Below are 22,605 nucleotides of genomic sequence, written 5' to 3' on the forward strand. Positions count from 1 at the left end.
CCAACCTACTGCTGAATGGACGCCCTGCATGGCCCTCATCAACACGACCCTCAAACCCTTCACCGCCGAGGCCTATAAGGACGGCAAGTTCCTGACGGTCACGGACGCCGACGTGGCGGGCAAGTGGGCGGTCTTCTTCTTCTATCCGGCCGACTTCACCTTCGTGTGCCCGACCGAGCTGGAAGACCTGGCCGACAACTACGCCGAGTTCCAGAAGCTGGGCGTCGAGATCTATTCGGTGTCGACCGACACCCATTTCTCGCACAAGGCCTGGCACGACTCGTCGCCGGCCATCGGCAAGATCACCTACACCATGCTGGGCGATCCCTCGGGCGTCGTGACCAACAACTTCGACGCCATGCGTCCGGGCGTGGGCCTGGCCGACCGCGCGACCTTCCTGGTCGATCCGGACGGCGTGATCCAGTTCACCGAAACCACCTCGGAAGGCATCGGCCGCAACGCCGCCGAACTGCTGCGCAAGGTCAAGGCCGCCCAGTATGTTCGCGCGCATCCGGGTGAAGTCTGCCCGGCCAAGTGGGAAGAAGGCGAAGCCACCCTGGCGCCGTCGCTCGACCTCGTCGGCAAGATCTAAGACCGACACGCCCATCGGATCCGGCCTCGCGCCGGATCCGTTCGGTCGGCGGGGGCGTGTTGCGTTTCAGCCCCCGCCGCCTGCTATTTCGTCGTGTTCGCCTCGCCCGGGATCGGGCTCGCAGGCGTCGCGTTCCAACAGTCTAGAGGAGCCCGCCATGCTGGACGCCAATCTGAAAACTCAGCTCGAGGGCTACCTCAAGAATATCGTCCATCCGGTCGAACTGGTCGCCTCGCTGGGCGCCGGGCCGAAGTCGGTCGAACTGAAGGGCCTGCTGGAGGAGATCGTCGCTGTCTCGCACGGCAAGGTCGAGATGGGCCGCGACTATGACGACGAGCGCCAGCCCAGTTTCCTGATCCGCAGGAAGGGCACCGACATCGGCGTGCGCTTCGCGGGCATTCCACTGGGCCACGAGTTCACCTCGCTGGTGCTGGCCCTGCTGCACGTCGGCGGCCATCCGTCCAAGGCGGCGCAGGACGTCATCCAGCAGGTCAAGGACCTGGACGGCGACTATGTGTTCGAGACCTATTTCTCGCTGTCGTGCCAGAACTGCCCCGACGTGGTGCAGGCGCTGAACCTGATGAGCGTGCTGAACCCGCGCATCAAACACGTCGCCATCGAGGGCGGCCTGTTCAAGGACGAGGTCGAGGAACGCAAGATCATGGCCGTGCCGACGGTCTTCCTGAACGGCGAACTGTTCGGCCAGGGCCGGATGGAGCTGGAGCAGATCGTCGCCAGGATCGACAGCGGCGCCGAGGCGCGCGCGGCCGAGAAGATCAAGTCCAAGGCGCCGTTCGACGTCCTGGTGATCGGGGGCGGCCCCGCCGGGGCGGCGGCGGCCATCTATACCGCTCGCAAGGGCATCCGCACCGGGATCGCGGCCGAACGGTTCGGCGGCCAGGTGCTGGACACGATGGCGATCGAGAACTTTATCTCCGTGCCCCATACCGAGGGGCCGAGACTGGCCGCCCATCTGGAACAGCATGTCCGCGAATATGAGGTGGACCTGATGAACCTGCAGAAGGCGACGAAGCTGGTCCCGGCCAAGGTTCCCGGCGGGCTGCACGAGGTGGTGCTGGAGAACGGCGCCAGCCTGAAGTCGCGCACCGTCATCCTGTCGACCGGCGCGCGCTGGCGCCAGATGAACGTGCCGGGCGAGGATCAGTACAAGAACAAGGGCGTGGCCTATTGCCCGCACTGCGACGGGCCGCTGTTCAAGGGCAAGCGGGTGGCGGTGATCGGCGGGGGCAACTCGGGCGTCGAGGCGGCCATCGACCTGGCCGGCATCGTGGCCCATGTGACCCTGATCGAGTTCGACAGCGAACTGCGGGCCGATGCGGTGCTGCAACGCAAGCTGGCGACCTTGCCGAACGTGCGCATCGTCACCTCGGCCCTGACGACCGAGGTGCATGGCGACGGCGAGAAGGTGACGGGCCTGTCCTACAAGGACCGCAACTCGGACGCCCATCACGACGTCGATCTGGAAGGCGTCTTCGTCCAGATCGGCCTGGTGCCGAACACCGAATGGCTGCACGGCGCCGTGGGTCTGACCCAGCGCGGCGAAATCGAGGTCGATCACCGCGGCGAGACCTCGCAGCCGGGGATCTTCGCCGCCGGCGACGTCACCACCGTGCCCTACAAGCAGATCGTTGTGGCCATGGGCGAGGGTTCCAAGGCCGGTCTGGCGGCCTTCGACTATATGATCCGCACGGTCCCGGCCGAGGAAGTGGTGGAGGCGGCCTGAGCCGCCTCCAGGCCTGTCACGCCGTCGCCGGAATGCGGGCGATCACCTTGATCTCGAAGTCGAAACCGGAGAGCCAGTTGACGCCCACGGCGGTCCAGTTCGGATAGGGCGCCGTGTCGAAGACGCGCTGCTTGATGGCCATGACGGCGCCGAACTGGTTTTCCGGATCGGTATGGAAGGTCGTGACGTCCACGATATCGTCGAAGCCGGCCCCCGCGGCGTTCAGCACGGCTTTCAGATTGTCGAAGGCCAGTTGGACCTGGGCGGGGAAGTCCGGCTCCGGCGAGCCGTCCGGGCGGCTGCCCACCTGGCCGGAGACGAACAGCAGGTCGCCCGAGCGGATGGCGGCGGAGTAGCCGTGCTGCGCGTACAAGTCATGGCGGCCCGCAGGGAAAACGGCGTCTCTGGTATTGGTCGTGGTCATGTCGGGGTCCTGGGTTCACATCGAGGAGGAGTGTTAGTATACGCCTCGTATGTGAATACGTCGGTACATACGACGCGTATGTCAACATGCGGGCGTGGAATTTAGGCGAACAGGAAATCCGATGGCGGCGACGCGGGCGGAGATGGTCGAAGAGACGCGGGCGCGTCTGATCGCGGCGGCGCGGCGGGCGTTCGCGACCCATGGATACGCCTCGGCGTCCATGGACCAGCTGACTGCGGAAGCGGGTCTTACGCGGGGCGCCCTCTATCACAATTTCGGGGACAAGAAGGGACTGCTGAGAGCAGTCATCGACCAGATCGACGCCGAGATGCTGGTGCGGATGCGCGCGGCGGGGCAGGGGCGTTCGACCTGGGACGCCTTCGTCGACGAGGGCGTCGCCTATGTCGAGATGTCGCTGGAGCCGGAAATCCAGCGCATCATGCTGCTGGACGGGCCGGCGGTGCTGGGTGATCCGTCGCGCTGGCCCAACCAGACGGCCTGTCTGCGCACGACGATCCAGACCATCCAGCAATTGATCGACGACGGCATCGTCAAGCCCGTGGACCCCGAGGCGGCCGCCCGGCTGGTCAACGGAGCGGCCTTGAACGCGGCCCTGTGGGTCGCGGCGGCGGACGAGCCGCAGGCCGTGATGGGCAAGGCCGTGGACGCCTTCCGGCAGATGGTCTCGGGCCTGCGGCTGCAACCCTAATGCAGCTTCAGTCGCCCCGAGACGCGGCGGTGAAGCAGGCGGGACAGGGCGAGGATTGCGGTGCGGCGGACGCCCAGGATCGCCCGGTGGTGGTCCAGGTGCAGGGCCATATAGGCCCATTTGGCGACCAGGCCCTCGATCAGGAAATTGGGTCCGCCGAGATTGCCCATCAGCGACCCGACGCCCCGGTCGCCGCCCAGCGACACCAGCGAGCCCTTGTCATGATAGACGTAGGGACCCGGATCGCGTGACGGGTCCGACAGGGCCCTGGCCAGATAGGCGGCCTGCTGGGCCGCCGCCTGGGCGCGGGCGGGAACGGGACGACCGTCCGGCCCCGGCGCCTCGGCGCAGTCGCCCATGGCGTAGATCCCCGGCGCCGAGGCGCGCAGATGGTCGTCGACGACGAACTGGTTGAGGCGGCCGGTCTCCAGGCCCAGATCGCGGTTTTGCTCGGACGCCTTCACCCCGGCGGCCCAGACGATCAGATCGGCCGGGATTTCGCCCTGGGACGTGTCCAGACGGTGGGCGTGGACGGCATTGACCTTGGCGTCCGTCAGCAGGCGAACGCCCTTGGCTTCCAGCGCATGAGCGGCCTTGGTCGAGACCCGCTCGGGAAGGCCGCCGAGGATGCGCGGCGCGGCCTCCACCAGGGTGACGCCCAGGTCGAATCTCTGCTCCTGGGTCAGGCCGGCCGACAGCTCGTCGTGACCCTCGATCAGTTCGGTGGACAGTTCGACGCCGGTAGCGCCGGCGCCGACGATGGCGATGTTCAGGGTTCGCCCGTCGGAATAGGCCGTCGTCAGGAAGGCCGAGGTCAGGCGCCGGTTGAAGGCCTCGGCGTCGGCGACATCCTCCAGCAGATGGGCGTGTTCGGCCGCGCCGGGGGTGCCGAACAGGTTCGAGCCGCTGCCGATCGCCAGGACCAGGGTGTTGAAGGCCAGGGTGCGGGGTTCGACCAGGACCTCGCCGTCGTCATTCCGGATCGCGCCCAGGGTGAGGGTTTTCGCCGCCGGATCGAGGCCGGTCAGGTCGCCGAAGGCGAAGCTGAAATGATTGCGGCGGGCCAGGATCGGATAGGACAGACCTTCCTGGTGACTGTCCAGGGAACCGGCCGCGACCTCGTGCAGGCTGGGTTTCCACAGGTGGAAGATGGACCGGTCGATCAACAGGACGCGCCGGCGGCCTTCGCGGGCGCCGAATTTACGCCCAAGCCGGGCGGCGAGCTCCAGTCCGCCCGCGCCGCCGCCGATGATGACGATGTCGTGCTGCATTCGGGTCTCCTAAGGCGAGACCTGGATGTAGGCTCAGGCCGGGTTTTCTTCCAGACGCTTGTCCAGATAGGCCCCGACGCGACGTTCGACTGCGCTCATATGGTCCTGCCAGAAGTGGCTGGCGCCCTCTTCCAGTTCGTAGTCGATGACGATGCCCTTCTGGGTGCGCAGCTTGTTGACCACGCGCTCGACCTCGACCGGCGGCACGATGGTGTCGGCGGTGCCGTGCAGGAACAGGCCCGAGGCCGGGCAGGGGGCCAGGAAGCTGAAGTCGTACATGTTCGACGGCGGCGAGACCGAGATGAAGCCGTCCGTCTCGGGCCGGCGCATCAGCAATTGCATGCCGATATAGGCGCCGAACTGATAGCCGCCGACCCAGGTCTGGCTGGCGCCGGGATTGTTCGACTGGAGCCAGTCCAGGGCGGTGGCGGCGTCCGCCAGCTCGCCGATGCCCGAATCGAACTCGCCCTGCGACTTGCCGACGCCGCGCGAATTGTATCGCAGGGTGGCGAAGCCGCGCTGCTGGAACAACTGGTGCAACGTCACCGCGACCGGGTTGTTCATATGCCCGCCCGCCTTGGGATGCGGGTGCAGAATCAAGGCGATCGGAGCGTTCGGGCGCTTGCCCGGGGAATAGCGGCCTTCGATGCGACCGGAGGCGCCGGGCAGGATGACTTCAGGCATAGGGGCTCTGGAATCCGTTCAACTGTCATTTCGCGTGTGCGTAATACTTGACCGCCGAGGTGGGACTTTCTAAGTCCCTCCGCAAGCGAGCCGCCTTTGCGAAGGCGCGGGTTCTAGCACAAGAGCCCCGGAAAGCGCGTAATTTTTGAGGGTGCGATATGCGTCTGTCGACCAAGGGACGATACGCCGTGATGGCGATGGCCGATCTGGCGAAGAACGGACGCGGCGAGAGCGGCGAAATCCGGGCCGTTTCCCTGGCCGAAATCGCCGCGCGCCAGGAGATTTCGCTGAGCTATCTGGAGCAGTTGTTCGCGCGGTTGCGCAAGAGCGAACTGGTCAAGAGCGTGCGCGGACCCGGCGGCGGCTATCGTCTGGCCAAGGGGGCGCACGAGACGGTGGTGGCTGAAATCGTTCTGGCGGTCGACGAGCCGATCCGGGCGACCCGGTGCGTGGCCCACGGCTCGCCTCAGGGCTGCATGCTGGCCGGCGAACGCTGCATCACCCACGACCTTTGGGAAGATCTGGGCGACGAGATCCATCGCTATCTGGCCAGCGTGTCCCTGGAAGACGTGGTGATGAACCGCACGGGCCAGCGGCGGCGCAATCTCGCCCCGACAGATCCGGTGGGGGTGGCGGCATGAGCGGCGTCTATCTGGATTATAATGCGTCGGGCCTGGTGCGGCCCGAGGTTCTGGAGATCATGACCGTCGCCCTGGCCGACAACGGCAATCCGTCGGCGGTCCATGCGGCCGGGCGACGGGCGCGGGCGCGGGTCGAGACGGCGCGGGCCCAGGTCGGCGAACTGGTCGGAGCCGATCCGACGGCGGTGGTGTTCAACTCGGGCGGCACGGAAGCGAACGCCCAGGGGATCGCCAGCGCCCTGGCGGCCGGGTGCGAGCGTCTGATCGTTTCGGCGACCGAACATCCGTGCGTGGCGGAGGCCGCGGCCAATGCTGGGGCGCCGGTCGAGGTGCTGCCGGTCGATGCGAACGGCGTGGTCGATCTGGCCTGGCTGGCGCAGGCCCTGGCCCGTCCGGGGCGGGCCGTGGTCGCCATCCATCATGCGAACAACGAAAGCGGCGTGATCCAGCCGATCGTCGAGGCGGCCGCCCTGGTGCGCGCCGCCGGCGGCTGGCTACATGTCGACGCCATCCAGTCGGCGGGCAAGATCCCGGTCGACATGCGCACGCTGGACGCGGACAGCCTGACCCTGTCGGCGCACAAGCTGGGCGGGCCGCAGGGCGTCGGGGCCCTGATCTTCAAGGAAGGCGTCTCGGGCGTCCGCATCCTGCACGGGGCCGGGCAGGAGCGCGGTCTGAGGGCCGGGACCGAGAATGTGCCGGGCATCGCCGGGTTCGGCGTCGCGGCCGACTGCGCCGCGCGGGATCTCGAGACGATGGCTTCGCACATCGGCTGGCGCGACGCGGCCGAGGCTCGGGTCAGGGCCGCCGGGGCGACGGTGATCGGCGGAGACGTGGCGCGTCTGCCCAACACCCTGTTCATGGCGGTCGAGGGTTGGGACAGTCCTCAACAGTTGATTACGCTGGATCTGGCCGGCGTCATGGTGTCGGCCGGTTCCGCCTGTTCGTCGGGCAAGGTCAAGCCGTCCAAGACCATCAGCGCCATGGGGCTGAACACCCTGGCGACCGGGGGCGTGCGCGTCTCCGGCGGATGGGGCACGCAAGAAGGCGACTGGAGCCGGTTCGCCGACGCCTGGATCGCCGCCTATGACAAGCACAAGACACGCGCCGCCGCGCGCGTGAGAGAGGTCGCCTGATGGCCGCCGTCAAGGAAACCATCGACGCCGTCGCCGCGCTGGAAAAATACGCGCATGGCTTCACCTCGGACATCGAACAGGAGTTCGCACCCAAGGGGCTGAACGCCGACATCGTGCGCTTCATCTCCGAGAAGAAGGGCGAGCCCGAGTGGATGCTGGAATGGCGTCTCGCCGCCTATGAGCGCTGGCTGGCGATGGAGGAGCCGACCTGGGCGGCGGTGAAGTATGAGCCGGTCGATTATCAGGACCTGTTCTACTATGCGGCGCCCAAGCAGAAGGAAGGGCCGAAGTCTCTGGACGAGGTCGATCCCGAGATTTTGGAAATCTACAAGAAGCTGGGCATCCCGCTGAAGGAGCAGGAGGTTCTGGCGGGGGTGCAGGGCGCGCCGCGCGTGGCCGTGGACGCCGTGTTCGACAGCGTGTCCGTGGTTACGACCTTCAAGGAGGAACTGGCCAAGGTCGGCGTGATCTTCATGCCGATTTCCGAGGCTTTGCGCGAATATCCGGATCTGGTGCGACAATATCTGGGGTCGGTGGTGCCGGTCTCGGACAACTATTTCGCGGCCCTGAACAGCGCGGTCTTTTCGGACGGGTCGTTCGTCTACATCCCGCCGGGCGTGCGCTGCCCGATGGAGCTGTCGACCTATTTCCGCATCAATGCGAGCCAGACGGGGCAGTTCGAGCGGACCCTGATCATTGCCGACAAGGGCAGCTACGTCTCGTACCTCGAGGGCTGCACCGCGCCGATGCGCGACGAGAACCAGCTGCACGCGGCCGTGGTCGAGATCGTGGCCCTGGACGACGCCGAGGTGAAATATTCGACCGTCCAGAACTGGTATCCCGGCGACGCCGAGGGCAAGGGCGGCATCTACAACTTCGTCACCAAGCGGGCGGATTGCCGCGGCGATAGGTCGAAGGTGTCGTGGACCCAGGTGGAGACCGGCTCGGCCGTGACCTGGAAATATCCGTCCTGCATCCTGAAGGGCGAGGAGAGCTCGGGCGAGTTCTATTCCATCGCCATCACCAATGGGCATCAGCAGGCCGACACCGGCACAAAGATGATCCACCTGGGCAAGAATTCGAAGTCGCGGATCATCGCCAAGGCGGTGTCGGCGGGCAAGTCGGACTCGACCTATCGGGGCCTGGTCTCGGTGCACCCGAAGGCGACGGGGGTGCGTAACTTCACCCAGTGCGACAGCCTGCTGATCGGCAAGGAATGCGGCTCGCACACCATCCCCTATATCGAAGCCCGCAACGGATCTGCCCAGCTGGAGCACGAGGCGACGACGACGCGGTTGAGCGACGACCAGCTGTTCTATGCGCAGCAGCGCGGGCTGTCGCAGGAGGAGGCGGTGGCCCTGCTGGTCAACGGCTTCGTCCGGGACGTGATGCAGAAGCTGCCAATGGAGTTCGCCGTCGAGGCGCAGAAGCTGGTGGCGATCAGTCTGGAAGGGAGCGTGGGGTGAGCTTAGCCTTGCCAGCATTTGGGACCGCGCGACGCCGCTTCATAGCGACGATCGGTCTCGCTTTGCTGGCTTGCGCTGCCCAAGTCTTGAGGTTCGAGTACAAGCTGATCGGTTCTGAAAACATCCACGCAGCCGTAATCGCTGTCCTTGCAGTCGCCTGGGTCGTCGCTCTCACACTCACATTTCGTGCAGATTGGCGCTGGGGTTTGGTGGCGACTCTGAGTGCTCCTTTGGCCCTCCTGTTTTTCGTCTGGATGGGCGTGATTGTTTACGCATGCGCTGTGAATGGTGCCTGCCTATGAGTTCTCATAGAATGCTTCACATCTCCAACCTCCAGGTCTTCGTCAGTGAAGAGCCGATTTTTAAGGGGCCGATGCTCAACGTTCCCGCTGGCGAGGTGCACGCCACCATGGGTCTGGGTCGTGGTATCATCAAGAGATCTGGTCTGATCCTATCGTCGAGGACATTCTGATGGAAACGATTGCCGTTCCTTTCCGAGAAGACACCGCTGATCGCCTGAAACGTGCGGCGGCCGAGATCGGGATGCCGGTTGGTGAATTTATCGCCTCGGCTGCCGAAGGGTTCATCATGGACAAGGAGGTTCACCGTGGCGCGCCGTTATCGGCGGATCAGATCGCGCAGATCGAGGCGGGCTTGGCCGCGGAGCGCGAGGGGCGGATTATTTCGAACGAGGAGGCGGATGCCCGGCTTGTGGCGCGTCGTACGCGGTGAAGGATTTCGAATGGTCTGAGCCCGCGCTGACGGCGTTCTCCGATTTTCTCGACCATCTTGACGCGCACAGTCTCGCAGCTTCGGACAAGGCGGAATCGGAGATCAAAGCCACGCTCTGGCGTCTAGCCGCGCATCCTCATCAAGGTCATCTGTCCCGCTGGCCTGGGCTTCTGGAATGGAGCGCAGCCGACTGGAAGAAGATCATCGTCTACCGCGAACGCCAGGACGGCATTCGCATCATCGCCTTCTACGACGCTCGACAGGATTTGAGCGCCGTTCATCCCACTACGAACGACTGATCGAAACAATGCTCTCCATTTCCAACCTCCACGTCTCCGTCGGCGACAAGCCGATCCTCAAGGGCCTGACGCTCGACGTTCCCGCCGGCGAGGTGCACGCCATCATGGGGCCGAACGGGGCCGGGAAGTCGACGCTGGGCTACGCCCTGTCGGGACGGCCGGGCTATGAGGCGACGGAAGGTTCGGTCGTCTGGAAGGGCGAGGACCTGCTGGCGCTGGACCCGGCGGAGCGGGCGGCCAAGGGCGTCTTCCTGTCGTTCCAGTATCCGATCGAGATCCCCGGCGTGCCGGCCCTGACCTTCGTGCGGACGGCGCTGAACGCCCAGAAGCGCGCGCGGGGCGAGGAGGAGGTGGCGGCGCCGGCCTTCCTGAAGCTGGTGCGCGAGGCGTCCAAGGCGCTGAAAATGGATTTCGACATGCTGAAGCGGCCGCTGAACGTCGGCTTCTCGGGCGGTGAGAAGAAGCGGATGGAGATCCTGCAGATGGCCCTCCTGGAGCCGTCGCTGCTGATCCTGGACGAGACCGATTCCGGCCTGGACATCGACGCCCTGCGGATCGTGTCGGAGGGGGTGAACGCCCTGCGCTCGCCCGACCGGGCCATGCTGGTCATCACCCACTATCAGCGCCTGCTCGACTATATCAAACCCGACCGGGTCCATGTGCTGGCCGGCGGCCGCATCGTGGCCTCGGGCGGGCCGGAGCTGGCGCATCAGCTGGAGGCGGAAGGATACGACAAGTATCTGCCGGAACTGGCATGAGCGCGACCTTCGCCATCGACCTGACCGACGCCTCGACCTTTCCGTCGCGGCGGAACGAGGCATGGAAATACAGCGACCTGAAGCGGTATCTTCGCGAGGCGCCGGAGCCGTCGGGCACGGCGGCGGTCGGAGCGCCGGGCCCCTTCTATGACCTGGGCGGGGACGCCATCGTCTTCGCCAATGGGCGCGCCGTGGGCGTGACGGACTTCATCGCCTCGGGCGAGCAGACACTGCGGCTGCGCTATATCTCCGATGCCGTCGGCACGGGCCACACGGCCAGCGCACGGGTGTCGGCGCGGGCCGGCGCCAAGCTGTTGCTGCTGGAGACCCACGAGGGCGCCGGCTCGGCCTATGTGGTCAACAACCGGCTGGAACTGGACGTGGCCCAGGGCGCCGAGGTGACGCGGGTCGTCTTGGTCGAGGAGCCCGAGGACGTCATCTCCGTCGCCGAGGCCGAGGTCCGGGTCGAGGCGGGCGGCGTGTATCGCCAGACCATCATCGCCACCGGCGCCAAGCTGCAGCGGATCGAGACCCGCATCCGGCACATGGCCCAGGGCGCCCATGTCCAGGCGGACGGCCTTTATCTGCTGAACGGATCGCGCCAGGCGGATCTGACCAGCGTGGTTCGCCACATGGAGCGGGACGGCACGACCAGCCAGTTGATCAAGGGCGTGGCGCGCGACACCGCGCGCGGCGTCTTCCAGGGCAAGATCGTGGTCGAGCGCGGCGCGGACGGCACTGATGCGCGGATGGGGCACCATGCGCTGATCGCGTCGGAACGGGCCGAGATCGACGCCAAGCCGGAACTGATCATCTATGCCGACGACGTCCAGTGCGCGCACGGCAATACGGTCGGGGCGCTGGACGATAGCGCCCTGTTCTACATGCAGCAGCGGGGGATTCCAGCCGACGAAGCCCGCGCCCTGCTGACCCAGGCCTTCCTGATCGAGGTCATCGACCGGATCGAACATGAAGGCGCAAGAGAGGTGGCGCGGGAATGGCTGACGGCGCGGTTGTGACTGATCTTGCCCCCTCCGTCGCGGCGCAAGAGCGCCACGCCACCTCCCCCATGGGGGGAGGATTTGATCCCTACGCCGTCAGGGCGCAGTTCCCGATCCTGTCGCGGTCGGTGAACGGCAAGCCTCTGATCTATCTGGACAACGCCGCCTCGGCCCAGAAGCCGCGGGCGGTGATCGACGCCCTGGTCGCGACGATGGAGGGCGGCTACGCCAACGTCCATCGCGGCCTGCACACCTTGTCGAACGAAGCGACGGAAGCCTTTGAAAAAGCGCGTGAGATCGTCGCCCGCTTCCTGAACGCCGAGAGCCCTGAACAGGTCGTCTGGACCAAGGGCGGCACCGAGGCGATCAATCTGGTCGCCAACGGTCTGGGCCTGTCGATTCAACCCGGCGACGAGATCATCGTCTCTGAGATGGAGCACCATTCCAACATCGTGCCGTGGCACCTGCTGCGGGAACGGCGCGGGGCGGTGATCAAGTGGATCCCGGTGCTGGACGACGGGTCGCTGGACATGGCGGCCTATGCCGAGCTGCTGGGGCCGAAGACGCGGATGGTCGCGGTCACCCATATGTCGAACGTGCTGGGGACCATCAATCCGGTTGCCGAGATCACGCGGCTGGCCCATGCGGCCGGCGCCCAGGTTCTGATCGACGGCTGCCAGGGCGCGGTCCATGCGACGCCGGACGTCCAGGCCATCGGCTGCGACTTCTATGTGCTGACCGGCCACAAGCTGTTCGGCCCGACCGGGGTCGGCGCCCTGTACGGCAAGGCCGAGGCGCTGGAGGCCTTGCCGCCCTATCAGGGTGGCGGAGAGATGATCGAGACGGTGGAGCGGGACCGCGTAACCTACGCCAAACCGCCGCATCGGTTCGAGGCGGGCACGCCGCCGATCCTGGAGGCCATCGGCCTGGGCGCGGCGCTGGAGTGGTTGGGCCAATACGACCGGGCGGTGGTTCAGGCGCATGAGCATTCGCTGTACCAGCACGCCGTCGATCGTCTGCAGGGGCAGAACTGGCTGCGCATCCTGGGGCAGGCGGAAGGCAAGGGCGCCATCCTGACCTTCGCCGTCGAGGGCGCCCATGCCCATGACGTGGCCCAGATCATGGATCGTTACGGCGTTGCCGTCCGCGCCGGGCTGCATTGCGCCGAGCCCCTGGCGAAAAGAATGGGGGTGACGTCGAGCACGCGCGCCTCCTTCGCCCTATATAACACCGTGGAGGATGCCGACGCCTTCGTGGACGCGCTGATCAAGGCGCGGAACTTCTTCGTGTAAGCCGATGACAGACAACACCATTCAAGACAGCGACGCCTTCAAGGACGCCTGGGACGAGCCCCAGAAGAGCGCCCTGTCGCAGGCCGAGCTCGACAGCCTGACCGAAAGCCTGATCGAGGCGCTGAAGTCTGTCTATGATCCTGAAATCCCGGTCGACATCTATGAGCTGGGCCTGATCTACCGCGTCGACGTGTCCGACGACCGCGACGTGGTGGTCGATATGACCCTGACCGCGCCGGGCTGTCCGGTCGCCGGCGAGATGCCGGGCTGGGTCGAGACGGCGGTCGAGAAGGTCGAGGGGGTGCGCAGCGCCAAGGCCAATCTGGTGTTCGACCCGCCGTGGGATTCCTCCAAGATGAGCGACGAGGCCAAGCTGGCCCTCAACATGTTCTGATGGACCTGTTCCGATGACCGAACTTCAAGCCACGTCCCGTCCCCGCCGTCCGCGCCCCAAGGCCGTGACCCTGACCGACGCCGCCGCCGAGCGGGTGCGCGAAATCCTGGACAATGCCGAGAACGACCACATCGGCCTGCGGATCGGGGTCAAGAACGGCGGCTGCGCGGGGCAGGAATACACCTTCGCCTATGCCGACAGCATCGGGCCTCTGGATGAGGTGGTCGAGGACAAGGGCGTCACCATCCTGATTGAGCCCAAGGCCGTGCTGTTCCTGATCGGCACCGAGATCGATTACGAGACGACCCGGCTGGCCTCCAAATTCGTGTTCAACAATCCGAACCAGACCGATGCCTGCGGCTGCGGCGAGAGCGTGACCATCGTTCCGGCCGCCGCCGTCTGACATGGCTTATGACGCCGACTTCGACGAATGGGTGCGCGAGCATTTCCATGACCTGGGCCGGCTGGAGATCAAGCGGATGTTCGGCGGGGCCGGGGTCTATGCATCGGGCGTGATGTTCGCCCTGCTGGACGACGGTGTGGTCTGGCTGAAGGCCGACGAGGCGCTGGCGGAGGCCTTCGCTGGTGTCGGTTCCAGGCAGTTCCAATATCCGACCAAGGACGGGCGGATGATGTCCATGGGCTATTGGAGTCTGCCTGAGACGGCGCTGGACGATCCGGACGAGGCGGTCGCCTGGGCGCGACGGTCGGTGGAGGTGGCGGTGCGCAAGGCGTCAGGGAAGAAGAAGAAGTAGAGGCTGGGCGGTGGGGGCTGGACGCCCCACCGGGACGCTCGGGATGCGGTGAAGAGCCCCTCCGTCACGGCGCTGAAGAAGCGCCGCGCCACCTCCCCGCGAAGCGGGGAGGAGACAGGGTCTAGCTGGGTGTTTCCATCAGCACGGCGGGCGTGACCGGCTTTCCCGTCGCCTGGGCGATCAGTTCGGCGGTGCGGGCTTCGATCACGGCTTCGAGGCGCGTCAGGAACTCCTCTTTCGGCAGGCCGACGGGGATGGGGTCGAGGAACTCGAGCGTCGCCGTTCCGGGATGTTTTTCGTACCTCTCCTCGGGCCAGAACAGGCCGAGGTTGGTGGCCAGGGGCACGACCGGCATGTCGAAGTCGCGGTACATGTGCCAGACGCCGGAGCGATAGCGGTATTTTTGGCCGACCGGGGCCAGATGGCCCTCGGGATAGATCAGAATCTTGCGGTTCTCGGCCTTGGCCTCCGCGGCGCGGGTGGCAAGAGCCTGGCGGGCTTCATGTCCGCCGCAACTGTTGACGACGATGGCACCCAGCTTCTTCAGCACCCCGCCGAGCAGGGGAAACTTCTCCAGATGGTCGCCGGTGACGAAGGCCAGGTCGTCGAACTGGTCATAGGTAGCGAAACCGTCTCCCCAGCTCTGGTGTTTTGAGGCGATGATGAAGGCGCCCTGAGGCAGCCGATCCCTGCCGCGCACGTCCAATCGAATGCCGGCGAAGACGGCCATGGCCTGGACCATCCGCCTGACATAGGCGCGGATGACCCAACCGGTCGGGCCGCGTCCGGGCGCCAGGGCGGCGAAGGCGGCGGCCAGGCCGTAGCCGATTGACAGAATCCAGTAGGCGATATTGAAGGCGAGGCTGCGCATGGACCGACTATGGCAGAAAGCGTCGCCGTGTCAGGGGCTTCACGCCGCCTTTTCGATCGAAGGCGCGCTGGTGACGCGATTACGGCCAGCGTGTTTCGACGCATAGAGGGCCGCGTCGGCGCGTTCCAGCAGGCCGGCGGCGCTTTCGCCCGGCAGGTGTTCCGCGAACCCCGCCGAGATGGTCACCGCCCCGAGCTCGTCATTGGTGGAGCGCCGGCGCAGGGAGCGGGAGGCGACTTCCTCGCGTATGGTCTCCAGCGCGGCCGTGACGGCGCCCGTACTTTCGCCCGGGAAGATGATGGCGAACTCCTCGCCGCCGAAACGGGCGGCGAAACGGTTTCCGCCGCAGATGCGGGACAGGATGGTGGAGACATAGCGCAGCACCTGATCGCCGGTCTGATGACCCCAGGTGTCGTTGAAGCGCTTGAAATGATCGATATCGAGGATGGCCAGGGTCAGGGGCGCATGGTGGTTGTCGGCGCAGACCTGTTCCAGACGCTCGTCGAAGGCCTTGCGGTTGGCCAGATTGGTCAGGGCGTCGGTCATGGCGTCGCGGCGCACCTGTTCCAGGTGTTCGCGCAGGCGCGCGACCTCCTTGTTGGAGCTTTCCAGACGTTTTTCGAGAATGGCGGTCTCGCGGTGAACGCGCTTGGTGGCGACCGTCAGTCCGCCGACGAGGGTTCTGAGAGAGGCTTCGTTTCCGGCCGTCTCCATGCTGGCGGAGGCTGTGGCGAGGGTCTCGCCATAGTCGGCCTGGGTCTTGTGGGCCTTGGCGATGGCGCCGGCGACGCTGGCCAGTTCGCGATCCAGCACCGCGCCGGCGTTGCGAATATCTTCGGACAGGCGGTTGCGCGGCAGGAATTCGGCCGCGAGCATTTCAGCGGTCTCGTCGGAGATGACGCCCTTCTGGGCGAGGAGGCGATTGATCTCCTGACCCAGAGGCGCTTCCGGGTCGCCGAGATAATGGAGCCAGAGTTCGAAATTGAGCGGTGTCGGCCAGACGCCGGCCCGCTCCATCTCGGCGACGGCGTTGCGCGCAAGGGAATAGGCTTTCGGGCCCCGAACCGCCATTTCGACCTGCGCTGTCATCCGTCTCTCCGCCAGCTTCCTTCTGAAGCCTTGGCGGGGAGGTTAGGAGATGATCCGTAATACCGGGTAAACGCAGGCGACGACGCGCGATGAAATCAGGCGCGGATGACGACCGGGCGACGCAGGAAGGCCGGGATATCGTCGCCGAAACCCTTGACGCCCGAACGTTCGCGCTCTTCCGGGCGACGTTCTCCGCGACGGTCCGACTGACGCAGCTGAGGTTCGCGATCGGCGCGGGCTTCCTCGACGGGGGCGCGGGCCGGGGCTGTCTCGGCTTCAACCTTGGGCGCGGGCCGGGGCTTTGCGACGGCGGCCGGTTTTTCGGCGACGGCCTCCACGACAGTCTCGGCGACGGCGTCCGGCTTGGCCTTGCGGCGGCTGCGTGAACGGGGCGCCTCGGCGGCCGGGGCTTCCGGCGCGGCGGCGGTCTCGACCGGTTCGGCGGCGCGCGAACGGCTGCGGCCAGTGCGCTCACCAGTGCGTTCGCTCGAGCGTTCACGACCGGTCGGACGCTTGTCGTCGCGGCGCGGGCCGTCCTTGATCGCGTCGAAGTCGATGTCGTCCAGGACCAGTTCTTTCGGATCCATCTTGATCAGCTTCAGCACCTTATCCAGCGACTTGTCGTCGGCCGGGGTGACGATCATGAAGGCCTGGCCCAGCTTGCCCGCCCGGCCGGTGCGGCCGATGCGGTGGACATAGTCGTCGGCGTGGTGCGAGACGTCGTAGTTGAAGACGTGGCTGACGTCCGGAATGTCCAGGCCGCGGGCGGCGACGTCGGAGGCCACCAGGATTTTCAGCGCGCCCGAACGGAAGTCCGCCAGAGTCTTCATCCGGTGCGACTGGTCCAGGTCGCCGTGGATCGGCGCGGCGTCGAAGCCGTGGGTCTTCAGCGACTTGGCGACGATATCGACTTCGGACTTGCGATTGCAGAAGACGATGCCGTTGCGCACGTCCTCACGACCGACCAGGGCGCGCAAGGCGACGCGCTTGGCCTTGGGGTCCGAGGTCGGGATGCGGACAATATACTGGGTGATGGTGTCGGCGGTCATCGCCGGACGCGAGGCCTCGATCCGGGTCGGATCCTTGAGGAAGGCGGTCGTCAGGCGGGTGATCTCGGGCGGCATGGTGGCCGAGAAGAACAGGGTCTGGCGACGCGGCGGCGTCAGTTTGAAGATGCGCTCGATGTCGGGGATGAAGCCCATGTCGAGCATGCGGTCGGCCTCGTCCACCACCATGATCTCGACACCGGTCAGCAGCATCTTGCCGCGTTCGAACAGGTCGAGCAGGCGGCCGGGGGTGGCGATCAGGACGTCGACGCCCTTGTTCAGTGCGGCCACCTGGTCGCCCATGGAGACCCCGCCGATCAGCAGCACCCAGCTCAGCTTGGTGCCCTTGGCGTATTTGGCGAAGCTCTCGGCGACCTGGTCGGCCAGTTCGCGGGTCGGGGCCAGGACGATGGCGCGCGGCATCCGGGCGCGGGCGCGGCCCGAGGCCAGGCGTTCGACCAGGGGCAGGGTGAAGGCGGCCGTCTTGCCGGTGCCGGTCTGGGCGATGCCCAGGACGTCGCGGCCGGCGAGGGCGACGGGAATGGCCTGTTCCTGAATCGGGGTGGCGGTCGTGTAGCCGGTGTCGGCGACGGCCTGCAGGGTCGTGGGCGAGAGGCCCAGTTGGGAAAATTCGGTCATGAATCCTTGGGAAGAAAGCGTCTGCGTGCATTGCAGCAACGGAACCGCCCCTCTTTGGGCGAGCGGGCGGCGCGGATCGCAGACCTGTCCCGAGGCTGGGGGCGATATAGAAGTCCCTGCCTCAAAGTCAAGTATTTCCGATATTCGTGGCGTTCCGGCGCGGGAGACCGAACCCGCGCCGTGACGCTCGCTATCGCTCATTCAGCCGACGGCGGGAGCCGTGGCGGGCGCGCGCCTCCTGGTCAGGAACAGGACCAGCAGCAGACCCAGTCCGGAAGCGACGGCGCCGGCCAGGGAGACGGCGGGATAGCCCAGGCCTCCGGCGATCACCGCCCCGCCCACCGCGGCTCCGATGGCGTTGCCCAGGTTGAAGGCGCCGATGTTCATCGCCGACGCGAGGTTGGGCGCGTCGCCCGCGGCGGCCATGACCCGCACCTGCAGCGGCGGCACCAGCGCGAAGCTGGCGACGCCCCACAGGAAGACCAGGATCGAGGTCGGGACCGCGAACGGCATGGCCGCGGCGAAAGCGACCAGGATGGCCGAGAGTGAAGCCAGGGTGATGATCAAAGTCCGGTCCACCGACCGGTCGGCGAACCGGCCGCCCAGCCAGTTGCCCAGCGTCAGCCCCAGACCATAGGTCACCAGCATGGCGGTGACGAAACCGAGCGAGGCCTGGGTCTCTTCGCGCAGGATCGGGGCGATATAGGTGAAGACAGTGAACATGGCGCTGGAGCCGATCACGGTCAGGGCCAGGGCCGCCAGCACCGGGCCGCGACCCAGGACCCGCAGCTCGGCGACCATGTCTCCGCCGGTCGGGGCGGGTCGGTTCGGCAGGGTCAGGCGAAGGGCGGCCATGACCAGAACGCCGATGGCGGCGATGCCCCAGAAGCTGGCGCGCCAGCCCAGGGCGTCTCCGGCCCAGGTCGCCAGGGGCACGCCGACGACATTGGCGATGGTCAGGCCCATGAACATGGCGGCGACGGCGCCGGCCTGACGATTGGGCGCGACCAGACTGGCGGCCACGATCGAGCCGACGCCGAAGAAGGCGCCGTGGTTCAGCGATGTCACCACGCGCGCGACCAGCAGCATGCCGTAGCTGCCCGAGATCGCCGACAGCAGATTGCCGATGGTGAAGATGGCCGCCAGTCCGATCAGCAGGGTGCGGCGGGGCACGCGGCCGGTGGTCAGGGTCATCAGCGGCGCGCCCAGCATGACGCCCAGGGCATAGGCGCTGATCAACAGGCCGGCCGTCGGGATCGACACGCCCAGATCGGTGGCGATGACGGGCAACAGGCCCATGGGCGCGAACTCGGTCACGCCGATGCCGAAGGCGCCGGCGGCGAGCGCCAGTAGGGGAGGATTGAGTTTCATGGAAAGGAGACCTTGAGGGAGGCTTAGACCAGCGGCGGGTTCAGGCGGGCGAAACCGGCCTGCTGGCGATAGGGGGTGTGGGGATAGGGAGGCAGGACGTCGCTGGCGGCGTCGAGCGCCGCGACCTGATCGGGCGTCAGGCTCCAGCCGACGGCGCCCAGGTTCTGGCGCAACTGCGCCTCGTTGCGCGCGCCGATGATGACCGAGGCGACGGTCGGGCGCCGCAGCAGCCAGTTGAGGGCGATCTGGGGCACGGTCTTGCCGGTCTCCGCCGCGACGGCGTCCAGGGTGTCGACGACGCGATAGAGGTGCTCGTCCTCGACCGGCGGGGCGAAGGCGGCGGTCTGGTGCAGGCGGCTGCCTGCCGGGATCGGCGTGTCGCGACGGATCTTGCCGGTCAGCCGGCCCCAGCCCAGCGGGCTCCAGACCAGGGCGCCGAGGCCCTGATCGACGGCCAGCGGCATCAGGTCGGCCTCATAGGCCCGGCCGATCAGCGAATAATAGACCTGATGGGCGACGAACCTGGTGCGGCCGTGGCGGTCGGCGGCCGCCTGGGCCTTCATCAGCGCCCAGCCCGGATAGTTGGAGACGCCGGTGTAGCGGACCTTGCCGGAGGCCACGAGACCGTCGAGCGTGGCCAGCAATTCCTCGACCGGGGTCGAGGCGTCGTAGGCATGGAGCTGCAGCAGGTCGATATGGTCGGTGTCGAGCCGGCGCAGCGCGTCCTCGACCGCGCGGATCAGCCGGGCGCGCGAAACGCCCCAGTCCGCCGGGCCGTCGCCGGTCGGCAGTCCGGTCTTGGTCGAGATCAGCACCTGGTCACGACGGCCCTTGACGGCCTGGCCCAGCACCCGTTCCGACGCGCCGTCCGAATAGACATCGGCGGTGTCGAACAGATTGACCCCAGCCTCGAGGCAGATGTCGATCAGGCGACGCGCCTCGTCGACATCGCTGTTGCCCCAGGCGCCGAAAAGCGGACCGGAGCCGCCGAAGGTGCCCGCGCCGAAACTGAGCACCGGCACACGCAGGCCCGAGGCCCCAAGCTGACGATATTCCATGATTGTCCTCGCTGTGGCGACCGTCTTCGGAGGCACAGATGGACGGCGGCGCTTATCGGCGGTAGGGCGGCGTCAGGCCAAGGATTTTTGAAATGAACGCAAAGGTACCAGCCGTCGGCCTGGATCGCGCCCGCGAGATGGAGGTCTTCGCGACGGTGGCGGGCGAGGGCAGTTTCTCGGCCGCAGGTCGGGCGCTGGACCTGACGCCATCGGCGGTCAGCCGGACCATAGACCGGATCGAGGCGCGGCTGGGCGTGCGGCTGATGCTGCGCACCACGCGGGTGCTGACCCTGACGGCCGAGGGTCAGACCTATCTGGGCGCGGCGCGACGAATCCTGGCCGATCTGAACGAGGCCGAACAGGTGATCGCCGACCAGGGGGCGCCGCGCGGCCGAGTGCGGGTCAGCGCCGCCCTGGCCCATGGACGCCAGCATGTGGTGCCGTTGATCGGCGATTTCGTCCGGCTGTATCCGCACATCTTGCTGGACATCAATCTGACCGACGCGGTGGTCGATGTGGCTGGCGGTCAGGCGGATGTGGCGATCCGCTTCGGGCCGCTGGCTGACAGTCCTCTGACGGCGCGGCGTCTGGGCGAAACGGGCCGGACCATCGTCGCCTCGCCCGACTATCTGGCGCGGCGGGGCACGCCCCAGGTTCCTGAGGACCTGCACGACCACGACTGTCTGAACTTCAATTTCAGGAGAGCCGAGCCGGTCTGGCCGTTTCGACGAGATGGGCGCGACTACGCCCTGACGGTCAAGGGGCCGGTCGAGGCCAATAACGGCGAGACCCTGACCCAGCTGGCGCTGGCGGGCGTGGGGGTGACGCGGGTCGGGCATTTCAGCGTCGGGGACGCCATATCGGAAGGGCGTCTGGTCCCGCTGCTGGAGGCTTTCAATCCCGGCGATCGCGAGGCGATTCACGCCGTTTTCGTCGGCGGCGCAAACATGCCGGCGCGGGTGCGGGTCTTCGTCGACTTCATGGCCGACCGGCTGCGCTGAAACGAAAATCGCCGGACGGGCGAACCGTCCGGCGACTTCAGTCCAGAGCGCGAGGCCCGATCAGCGTTTGCCGAAGATCAGATCGCCGAGCTTGGCCAGGAAACCCTTTTCCTCGGCCTTGGGCGCCGGGGCTGCGGCCGGCTTGGGCTTGGGCGCTTCAGCGGGTTTGGGGGCCGGAGCCGTGGCGACAGCGGCCGAGGCAGGCGCGGCGGCGACAGCTGCAGGGGAGGGCGAGGCAGGCTTGGGCGCGGGCGCGGCGGCCTTGGATTCCGTCGGCTTCGGCGCGGGGGCCTTAGCCGTCGCGGCCTTGGGAGCCGAAGTCTTGGCGGCGGGCTTGGCCGCGGTCTTCGCCGGGGCGGCCTTGGCGGCCGGCTTTGCGGCCGGAGCCTTCGGAGCGGCGGTCTTCGGAGCAGCGGTCTTGGCGGCCGCAGCCTTCACAGCCGGGGCCTTGGGCGCGGCCTTGGCGGCGGCGGGTTTGGCGACGGCGGGTTTGGCGGCCGTGGTCTTGGCGGCAGGTTTCGCGGCGGCGGGCTTGGTCGCCTTGGGCGCGACGGTTTTCTCGGCGACGGCCTTCACGGCGCTCGACTTCGGCGCGGCTTTAGGCTTGGAAGCGGCGGTCGCCGGCTTCGGCGACGCAGTTTTAGACGTAGACGGTGACTTGGCCATGTATTCCCCGACCCCTCGGTTAGATAAAAAGCCCGGCGGCGTCGGGAAGACGAAGCGCCGGATCGCAACGATTCGTCATCTTAGCGGTGTTTGAGAAATGTCCGAGTCCGCAGTTCAGATAATCGCACGCGGCCCGCGCGAAAGCGCCGAGGCCGCCGCCGCCGCCATCGACGCCGACCCCACGCTGGAGGGGGCGACCTATTCAATCCTGGAGGAGGACGAGGATCGCAACATCTGGCGTATCGACGCCTTTCCGACCACGATCGACGAGATCGAAGGACTGAAGGCGCGCCTGGCCGATCATCCGGTGACGGTGACGGTGGAGAAGCTGGCGGACGCCGACTGGCTGGCCATGTCCCTGTCGGGCCTGCCGCCGGTGCGGGCCGGGCGGTTCTTTGTCTATGGCGCCCATGACGAGGGGCGGGTTCCGCCCAACGCCGTCAATCTGAAGATCGACGCCGGCGCCGCCTTCGGCACTGGACACCACGGCACGACCGTCGGCTGTCTTGAGGCGTTCGACGACCTGCTGAAGCGCGAACGGTTCGAACGGGTGCTGGACGTCGGCTGCGGCACGGGCGTGCTGGCTATCGCGGCGGCGCGGACCGGCAGCCGGATCGCGGTCGGGACCGACATCGACGCGCCGTCGGTGCGGATCGCCAACGAAAACGCCGCCCTGAACCAGGCCCACGCCAGCTTCGTCCACGCCTCGGGCCTGAACGACCAGCGGGTGCGCCGCCATGGGCCGTATGACCTGGTCTTCGCCAATATCCTGGCGCCGCCGCTGGTGGCCCTGTCGCAGGACATCAAGATGGCGCTGAGCCTGGGCGGGGTGGCCATCCTGTCGGGACTGCTGCGGACGCAGGAGCGCCGGGTGACGGCGGCCTATACGTCGCGCGGATTCCGGCTGGAGAAGCGGATCCATCACGACGCCTGGAGCGCCCTGGTGCTGCGGCGGATGGGCTGAGG

25 protein-coding genes are annotated in these 22,605 nt (G+C 66.9%); 16 read left to right on the top strand and 9 right to left on the bottom strand.

All coding sequences use genetic code 11. The features are described from left to right. Positions 1-28: 28 nt before the first annotated feature. Positions 29-592 (top strand): alkyl hydroperoxide reductase subunit C, encoded by a 564-nt coding sequence (ahpC, locus tag H2037_RS01905; protein WP_292117015.1) that lies wholly within the window; start codon positions 29-31, stop codon positions 590-592. Between the two features lie 157 nt (positions 593-749). Then, on the top strand, positions 750-2,336 hold the full coding sequence (gene ahpF / locus H2037_RS01910; protein WP_292117019.1) for an alkyl hydroperoxide reductase subunit F: 1,587 nt from the start codon (positions 750-752) through the stop codon (positions 2,334-2,336). 16 nt (positions 2,337-2,352) lie between these two features. On the opposite strand, the gene H2037_RS01915 is transcribed toward ahpF, so the two are convergent. After that, positions 2,353-2,760, bottom strand: a complete 408-nt coding sequence (locus H2037_RS01915; RefSeq protein ID WP_292117022.1) for a RidA family protein — start codon at positions 2,758-2,760, stop codon at positions 2,353-2,355. Between the two features lie 121 nt (positions 2,761-2,881). Between H2037_RS01915 and H2037_RS01920 the strand changes: the two genes are divergently transcribed. After that, on the top strand, positions 2,882-3,469 hold the full coding sequence (locus H2037_RS01920; RefSeq protein WP_292117025.1) for a TetR/AcrR family transcriptional regulator: 588 nt from the start codon (positions 2,882-2,884) through the stop codon (positions 3,467-3,469). On the opposite strand, the gene H2037_RS01925 is transcribed toward H2037_RS01920, so the two are convergent. Continuing rightward, a complete protein-coding gene (locus H2037_RS01925) occupies positions 3,466-4,740 on the bottom strand; it encodes an FAD-dependent oxidoreductase (RefSeq protein WP_292117027.1) in 1,275 nt (424 codons plus the stop codon). The two genes, H2037_RS01920 and H2037_RS01925, sit on opposite strands and share 4 nt — an antisense overlap. A gap of 33 nt (positions 4,741-4,773) precedes the next feature. Next, complete coding sequence (locus H2037_RS01930; protein ID WP_292117029.1) at positions 4,774-5,424, bottom strand: alpha/beta hydrolase; 651 nt, start codon at positions 5,422-5,424, stop codon at positions 4,774-4,776. A 158-nt stretch (positions 5,425-5,582) separates the two neighbouring features. On the opposite strand from H2037_RS01930, the gene H2037_RS01935 reads away from it, so the two are divergent. The 11 genes from H2037_RS01935 (at position 5,583) to H2037_RS01990 (ending at position 13,898) form a co-directional block, all read left to right on the top strand. Beyond that, positions 5,583-6,065, top strand: a complete 483-nt coding sequence (locus H2037_RS01935) for an Rrf2 family transcriptional regulator (RefSeq protein ID WP_292117032.1) — start codon at positions 5,583-5,585, stop codon at positions 6,063-6,065. Then, positions 6,062-7,201 carry a cysteine desulfurase family protein gene (locus H2037_RS01940; RefSeq protein ID WP_292117035.1) on the top strand — a complete coding sequence of 380 codons (1,140 nt, stop codon included), beginning with the start codon at positions 6,062-6,064 and terminating at the stop codon, positions 7,199-7,201. The genes H2037_RS01935 and H2037_RS01940 overlap by 4 nt, the downstream gene beginning before the upstream one ends. Beyond that, positions 7,201-8,667, top strand: coding sequence for a Fe-S cluster assembly protein SufB (gene sufB, locus H2037_RS01945; RefSeq protein WP_292117038.1), 1,467 nt, complete (start codon positions 7,201-7,203; stop codon positions 8,665-8,667). The genes H2037_RS01940 and sufB overlap by 1 nt, the downstream gene beginning before the upstream one ends. 471 nt (positions 8,668-9,138) lie before the next feature. After that, the gene (locus H2037_RS01955) at positions 9,139-9,399 is read left to right on the top strand and encodes a hypothetical protein (protein WP_292117041.1); all 261 of its coding nucleotides are present in this window, start codon (positions 9,139-9,141) and stop codon (positions 9,397-9,399) included. Beyond that, on the top strand, positions 9,396-9,698 hold the full coding sequence (locus tag H2037_RS01960) for a type II toxin-antitoxin system RelE/ParE family toxin (protein ID WP_292117044.1): 303 nt from the start codon (positions 9,396-9,398) through the stop codon (positions 9,696-9,698). Before H2037_RS01955 ends, H2037_RS01960 begins: the two co-directional genes overlap by 4 nt. 8 nt (positions 9,699-9,706) lie before the next feature. After that, positions 9,707-10,456 carry a Fe-S cluster assembly ATPase SufC gene (gene sufC, locus H2037_RS01965; RefSeq protein ID WP_292117047.1) on the top strand — a complete coding sequence of 250 codons (750 nt, stop codon included), beginning with the start codon at positions 9,707-9,709 and terminating at the stop codon, positions 10,454-10,456. Continuing rightward, positions 10,453-11,475, top strand: a complete 1,023-nt coding sequence (sufD, locus tag H2037_RS01970) for a Fe-S cluster assembly protein SufD (protein ID WP_292117050.1) — start codon at positions 10,453-10,455, stop codon at positions 11,473-11,475. Before sufC ends, sufD begins: the two co-directional genes overlap by 4 nt. Positions 11,476-11,525: 50 nt before the next feature. Further along, on the top strand, positions 11,526-12,749 hold the full coding sequence (locus H2037_RS01975; protein WP_292117648.1) for a cysteine desulfurase: 1,224 nt from the start codon (positions 11,526-11,528) through the stop codon (positions 12,747-12,749). A gap of 4 nt (positions 12,750-12,753) precedes the next feature. Next, positions 12,754-13,143: an SUF system Fe-S cluster assembly protein gene (locus H2037_RS01980; RefSeq protein ID WP_292117053.1), complete on the top strand. Its 390-nt coding sequence runs from the start codon at positions 12,754-12,756 to the stop codon at positions 13,141-13,143. 13 nt (positions 13,144-13,156) lie between these two features. Next, complete coding sequence (locus tag H2037_RS01985; protein WP_292117055.1) at positions 13,157-13,546, top strand: iron-sulfur cluster assembly accessory protein; 390 nt, start codon at positions 13,157-13,159, stop codon at positions 13,544-13,546. Between the two features lies 1 nt (position 13,547). Continuing rightward, positions 13,548-13,898, top strand: coding sequence for a TfoX/Sxy family protein (locus H2037_RS01990; RefSeq protein WP_292117058.1), 351 nt, complete (start codon positions 13,548-13,550; stop codon positions 13,896-13,898). A gap of 121 nt (positions 13,899-14,019) precedes the next feature. Here the strand turns inward: H2037_RS01990 and H2037_RS01995 are convergent, their stop codons facing one another. The 5 genes from H2037_RS01995 to H2037_RS02015 all read right to left on the bottom strand — a co-directional run bounded on the left by H2037_RS01995 (position 14,020) and on the right by H2037_RS02015 (position 19,972). Then, positions 14,020-14,769, bottom strand: coding sequence for a lysophospholipid acyltransferase family protein (locus tag H2037_RS01995; protein WP_292117061.1), 750 nt, complete (start codon positions 14,767-14,769; stop codon positions 14,020-14,022). A 39-nt stretch (positions 14,770-14,808) separates the two neighbouring features. Then, positions 14,809-15,858, bottom strand: coding sequence for a GGDEF domain-containing protein (locus tag H2037_RS02000; RefSeq protein ID WP_292117064.1), 1,050 nt, complete (start codon positions 15,856-15,858; stop codon positions 14,809-14,811). A 95-nt stretch (positions 15,859-15,953) separates the two neighbouring features. Next, a complete protein-coding gene (locus H2037_RS02005) occupies positions 15,954-17,543 on the bottom strand; it encodes a DEAD/DEAH box helicase (protein WP_292117067.1) in 1,590 nt (529 codons plus the stop codon). Positions 17,544-17,744: 201 nt separating this feature from the next. Beyond that, complete coding sequence (locus H2037_RS02010) at positions 17,745-18,914, bottom strand: MFS transporter (RefSeq protein ID WP_292117069.1); 1,170 nt, start codon at positions 18,912-18,914, stop codon at positions 17,745-17,747. Between the two features lie 23 nt (positions 18,915-18,937). Next, complete coding sequence (locus tag H2037_RS02015) at positions 18,938-19,972, bottom strand: aldo/keto reductase (protein ID WP_292117072.1); 1,035 nt, start codon at positions 19,970-19,972, stop codon at positions 18,938-18,940. A 92-nt stretch (positions 19,973-20,064) separates the two neighbouring features. Between H2037_RS02015 and H2037_RS02020 the strand changes: the two genes are divergently transcribed. After that, entirely contained in the window at positions 20,065-20,973 is a 909-nt protein-coding gene (locus H2037_RS02020; RefSeq protein WP_292117074.1) for a LysR family transcriptional regulator, read from the top strand. Positions 20,974-21,033: 60 nt separating this feature from the next. Here H2037_RS02020 and H2037_RS02025 read toward each other — a convergent pair whose 3' ends face one another. After that, positions 21,034-21,639, bottom strand: a complete 606-nt coding sequence (locus H2037_RS02025) for a hypothetical protein (RefSeq protein WP_292117076.1) — start codon at positions 21,637-21,639, stop codon at positions 21,034-21,036. 97 nt (positions 21,640-21,736) lie between these two features. On the opposite strand from H2037_RS02025, the gene H2037_RS02030 reads away from it, so the two are divergent. Then, positions 21,737-22,603, top strand: a complete 867-nt coding sequence (locus H2037_RS02030) for a 50S ribosomal protein L11 methyltransferase (RefSeq protein WP_292117078.1) — start codon at positions 21,737-21,739, stop codon at positions 22,601-22,603. Positions 22,604-22,605: the final 2 nt, after the last annotated feature.

Origin of the sequence: Brevundimonas sp. (genome assembly GCF_013912065.1) — a bacterium.
Taxonomy (GTDB): domain Bacteria; phylum Pseudomonadota; class Alphaproteobacteria; order Caulobacterales; family Caulobacteraceae; genus Brevundimonas.

Coding starts and splice junctions, on each gene's coding strand:
- H2037_RS02015 (WP_292117072.1), bottom strand. CDS start 19,972: ATGGAATATCGTCAGCTTGGGGCCTCGGGCCTGCGTGTGCCGGTGCTC.
- sufD (WP_292117050.1), top strand. CDS start 10,453: ATGAGCGCGACCTTCGCCATCGACCTGACCGACGCCTCGACCTTTCCG.
- H2037_RS01955 (WP_292117041.1), top strand. CDS start 9,139: ATGGAAACGATTGCCGTTCCTTTCCGAGAAGACACCGCTGATCGCCTG.
- ahpF (WP_292117019.1), top strand. CDS start 750: ATGCTGGACGCCAATCTGAAAACTCAGCTCGAGGGCTACCTCAAGAAT.
- H2037_RS02000 (WP_292117064.1), bottom strand. CDS start 15,858: ATGACAGCGCAGGTCGAAATGGCGGTTCGGGGCCCGAAAGCCTATTCC.
- H2037_RS02020 (WP_292117074.1), top strand. CDS start 20,065: ATGAACGCAAAGGTACCAGCCGTCGGCCTGGATCGCGCCCGCGAGATG.
- ahpC (WP_292117015.1), top strand. CDS start 29: ATGGCCCTCATCAACACGACCCTCAAACCCTTCACCGCCGAGGCCTAT.
- H2037_RS01920 (WP_292117025.1), top strand. CDS start 2,882: ATGGCGGCGACGCGGGCGGAGATGGTCGAAGAGACGCGGGCGCGTCTG.
- H2037_RS02005 (WP_292117067.1), bottom strand. CDS start 17,543: ATGACCGAATTTTCCCAACTGGGCCTCTCGCCCACGACCCTGCAGGCC.
- H2037_RS01980 (WP_292117053.1), top strand. CDS start 12,754: ATGACAGACAACACCATTCAAGACAGCGACGCCTTCAAGGACGCCTGG.
- H2037_RS01985 (WP_292117055.1), top strand. CDS start 13,157: ATGACCGAACTTCAAGCCACGTCCCGTCCCCGCCGTCCGCGCCCCAAG.
- H2037_RS01925 (WP_292117027.1), bottom strand. CDS start 4,740: ATGCAGCACGACATCGTCATCATCGGCGGCGGCGCGGGCGGACTGGAG.
- H2037_RS01940 (WP_292117035.1), top strand. CDS start 6,062: ATGAGCGGCGTCTATCTGGATTATAATGCGTCGGGCCTGGTGCGGCCC.
- H2037_RS01975 (WP_292117648.1), top strand. CDS start 11,526: ATGGGGGGAGGATTTGATCCCTACGCCGTCAGGGCGCAGTTCCCGATC.
- H2037_RS01930 (WP_292117029.1), bottom strand. CDS start 5,424: ATGCCTGAAGTCATCCTGCCCGGCGCCTCCGGTCGCATCGAAGGCCGC.
- H2037_RS01990 (WP_292117058.1), top strand. CDS start 13,548: ATGGCTTATGACGCCGACTTCGACGAATGGGTGCGCGAGCATTTCCAT.
- H2037_RS01915 (WP_292117022.1), bottom strand. CDS start 2,760: ATGACCACGACCAATACCAGAGACGCCGTTTTCCCTGCGGGCCGCCAT.
- H2037_RS02010 (WP_292117069.1), bottom strand. CDS start 18,914: ATGAAACTCAATCCTCCCCTACTGGCGCTCGCCGCCGGCGCCTTCGGC.
- H2037_RS01995 (WP_292117061.1), bottom strand. CDS start 14,769: ATGCGCAGCCTCGCCTTCAATATCGCCTACTGGATTCTGTCAATCGGC.
- H2037_RS02025 (WP_292117076.1), bottom strand. CDS start 21,639: ATGGCCAAGTCACCGTCTACGTCTAAAACTGCGTCGCCGAAGCCGGCG.
- H2037_RS02030 (WP_292117078.1), top strand. CDS start 21,737: ATGTCCGAGTCCGCAGTTCAGATAATCGCACGCGGCCCGCGCGAAAGC.
- sufB (WP_292117038.1), top strand. CDS start 7,201: ATGGCCGCCGTCAAGGAAACCATCGACGCCGTCGCCGCGCTGGAAAAA.
- H2037_RS01935 (WP_292117032.1), top strand. CDS start 5,583: ATGCGTCTGTCGACCAAGGGACGATACGCCGTGATGGCGATGGCCGAT.
- sufC (WP_292117047.1), top strand. CDS start 9,707: ATGCTCTCCATTTCCAACCTCCACGTCTCCGTCGGCGACAAGCCGATC.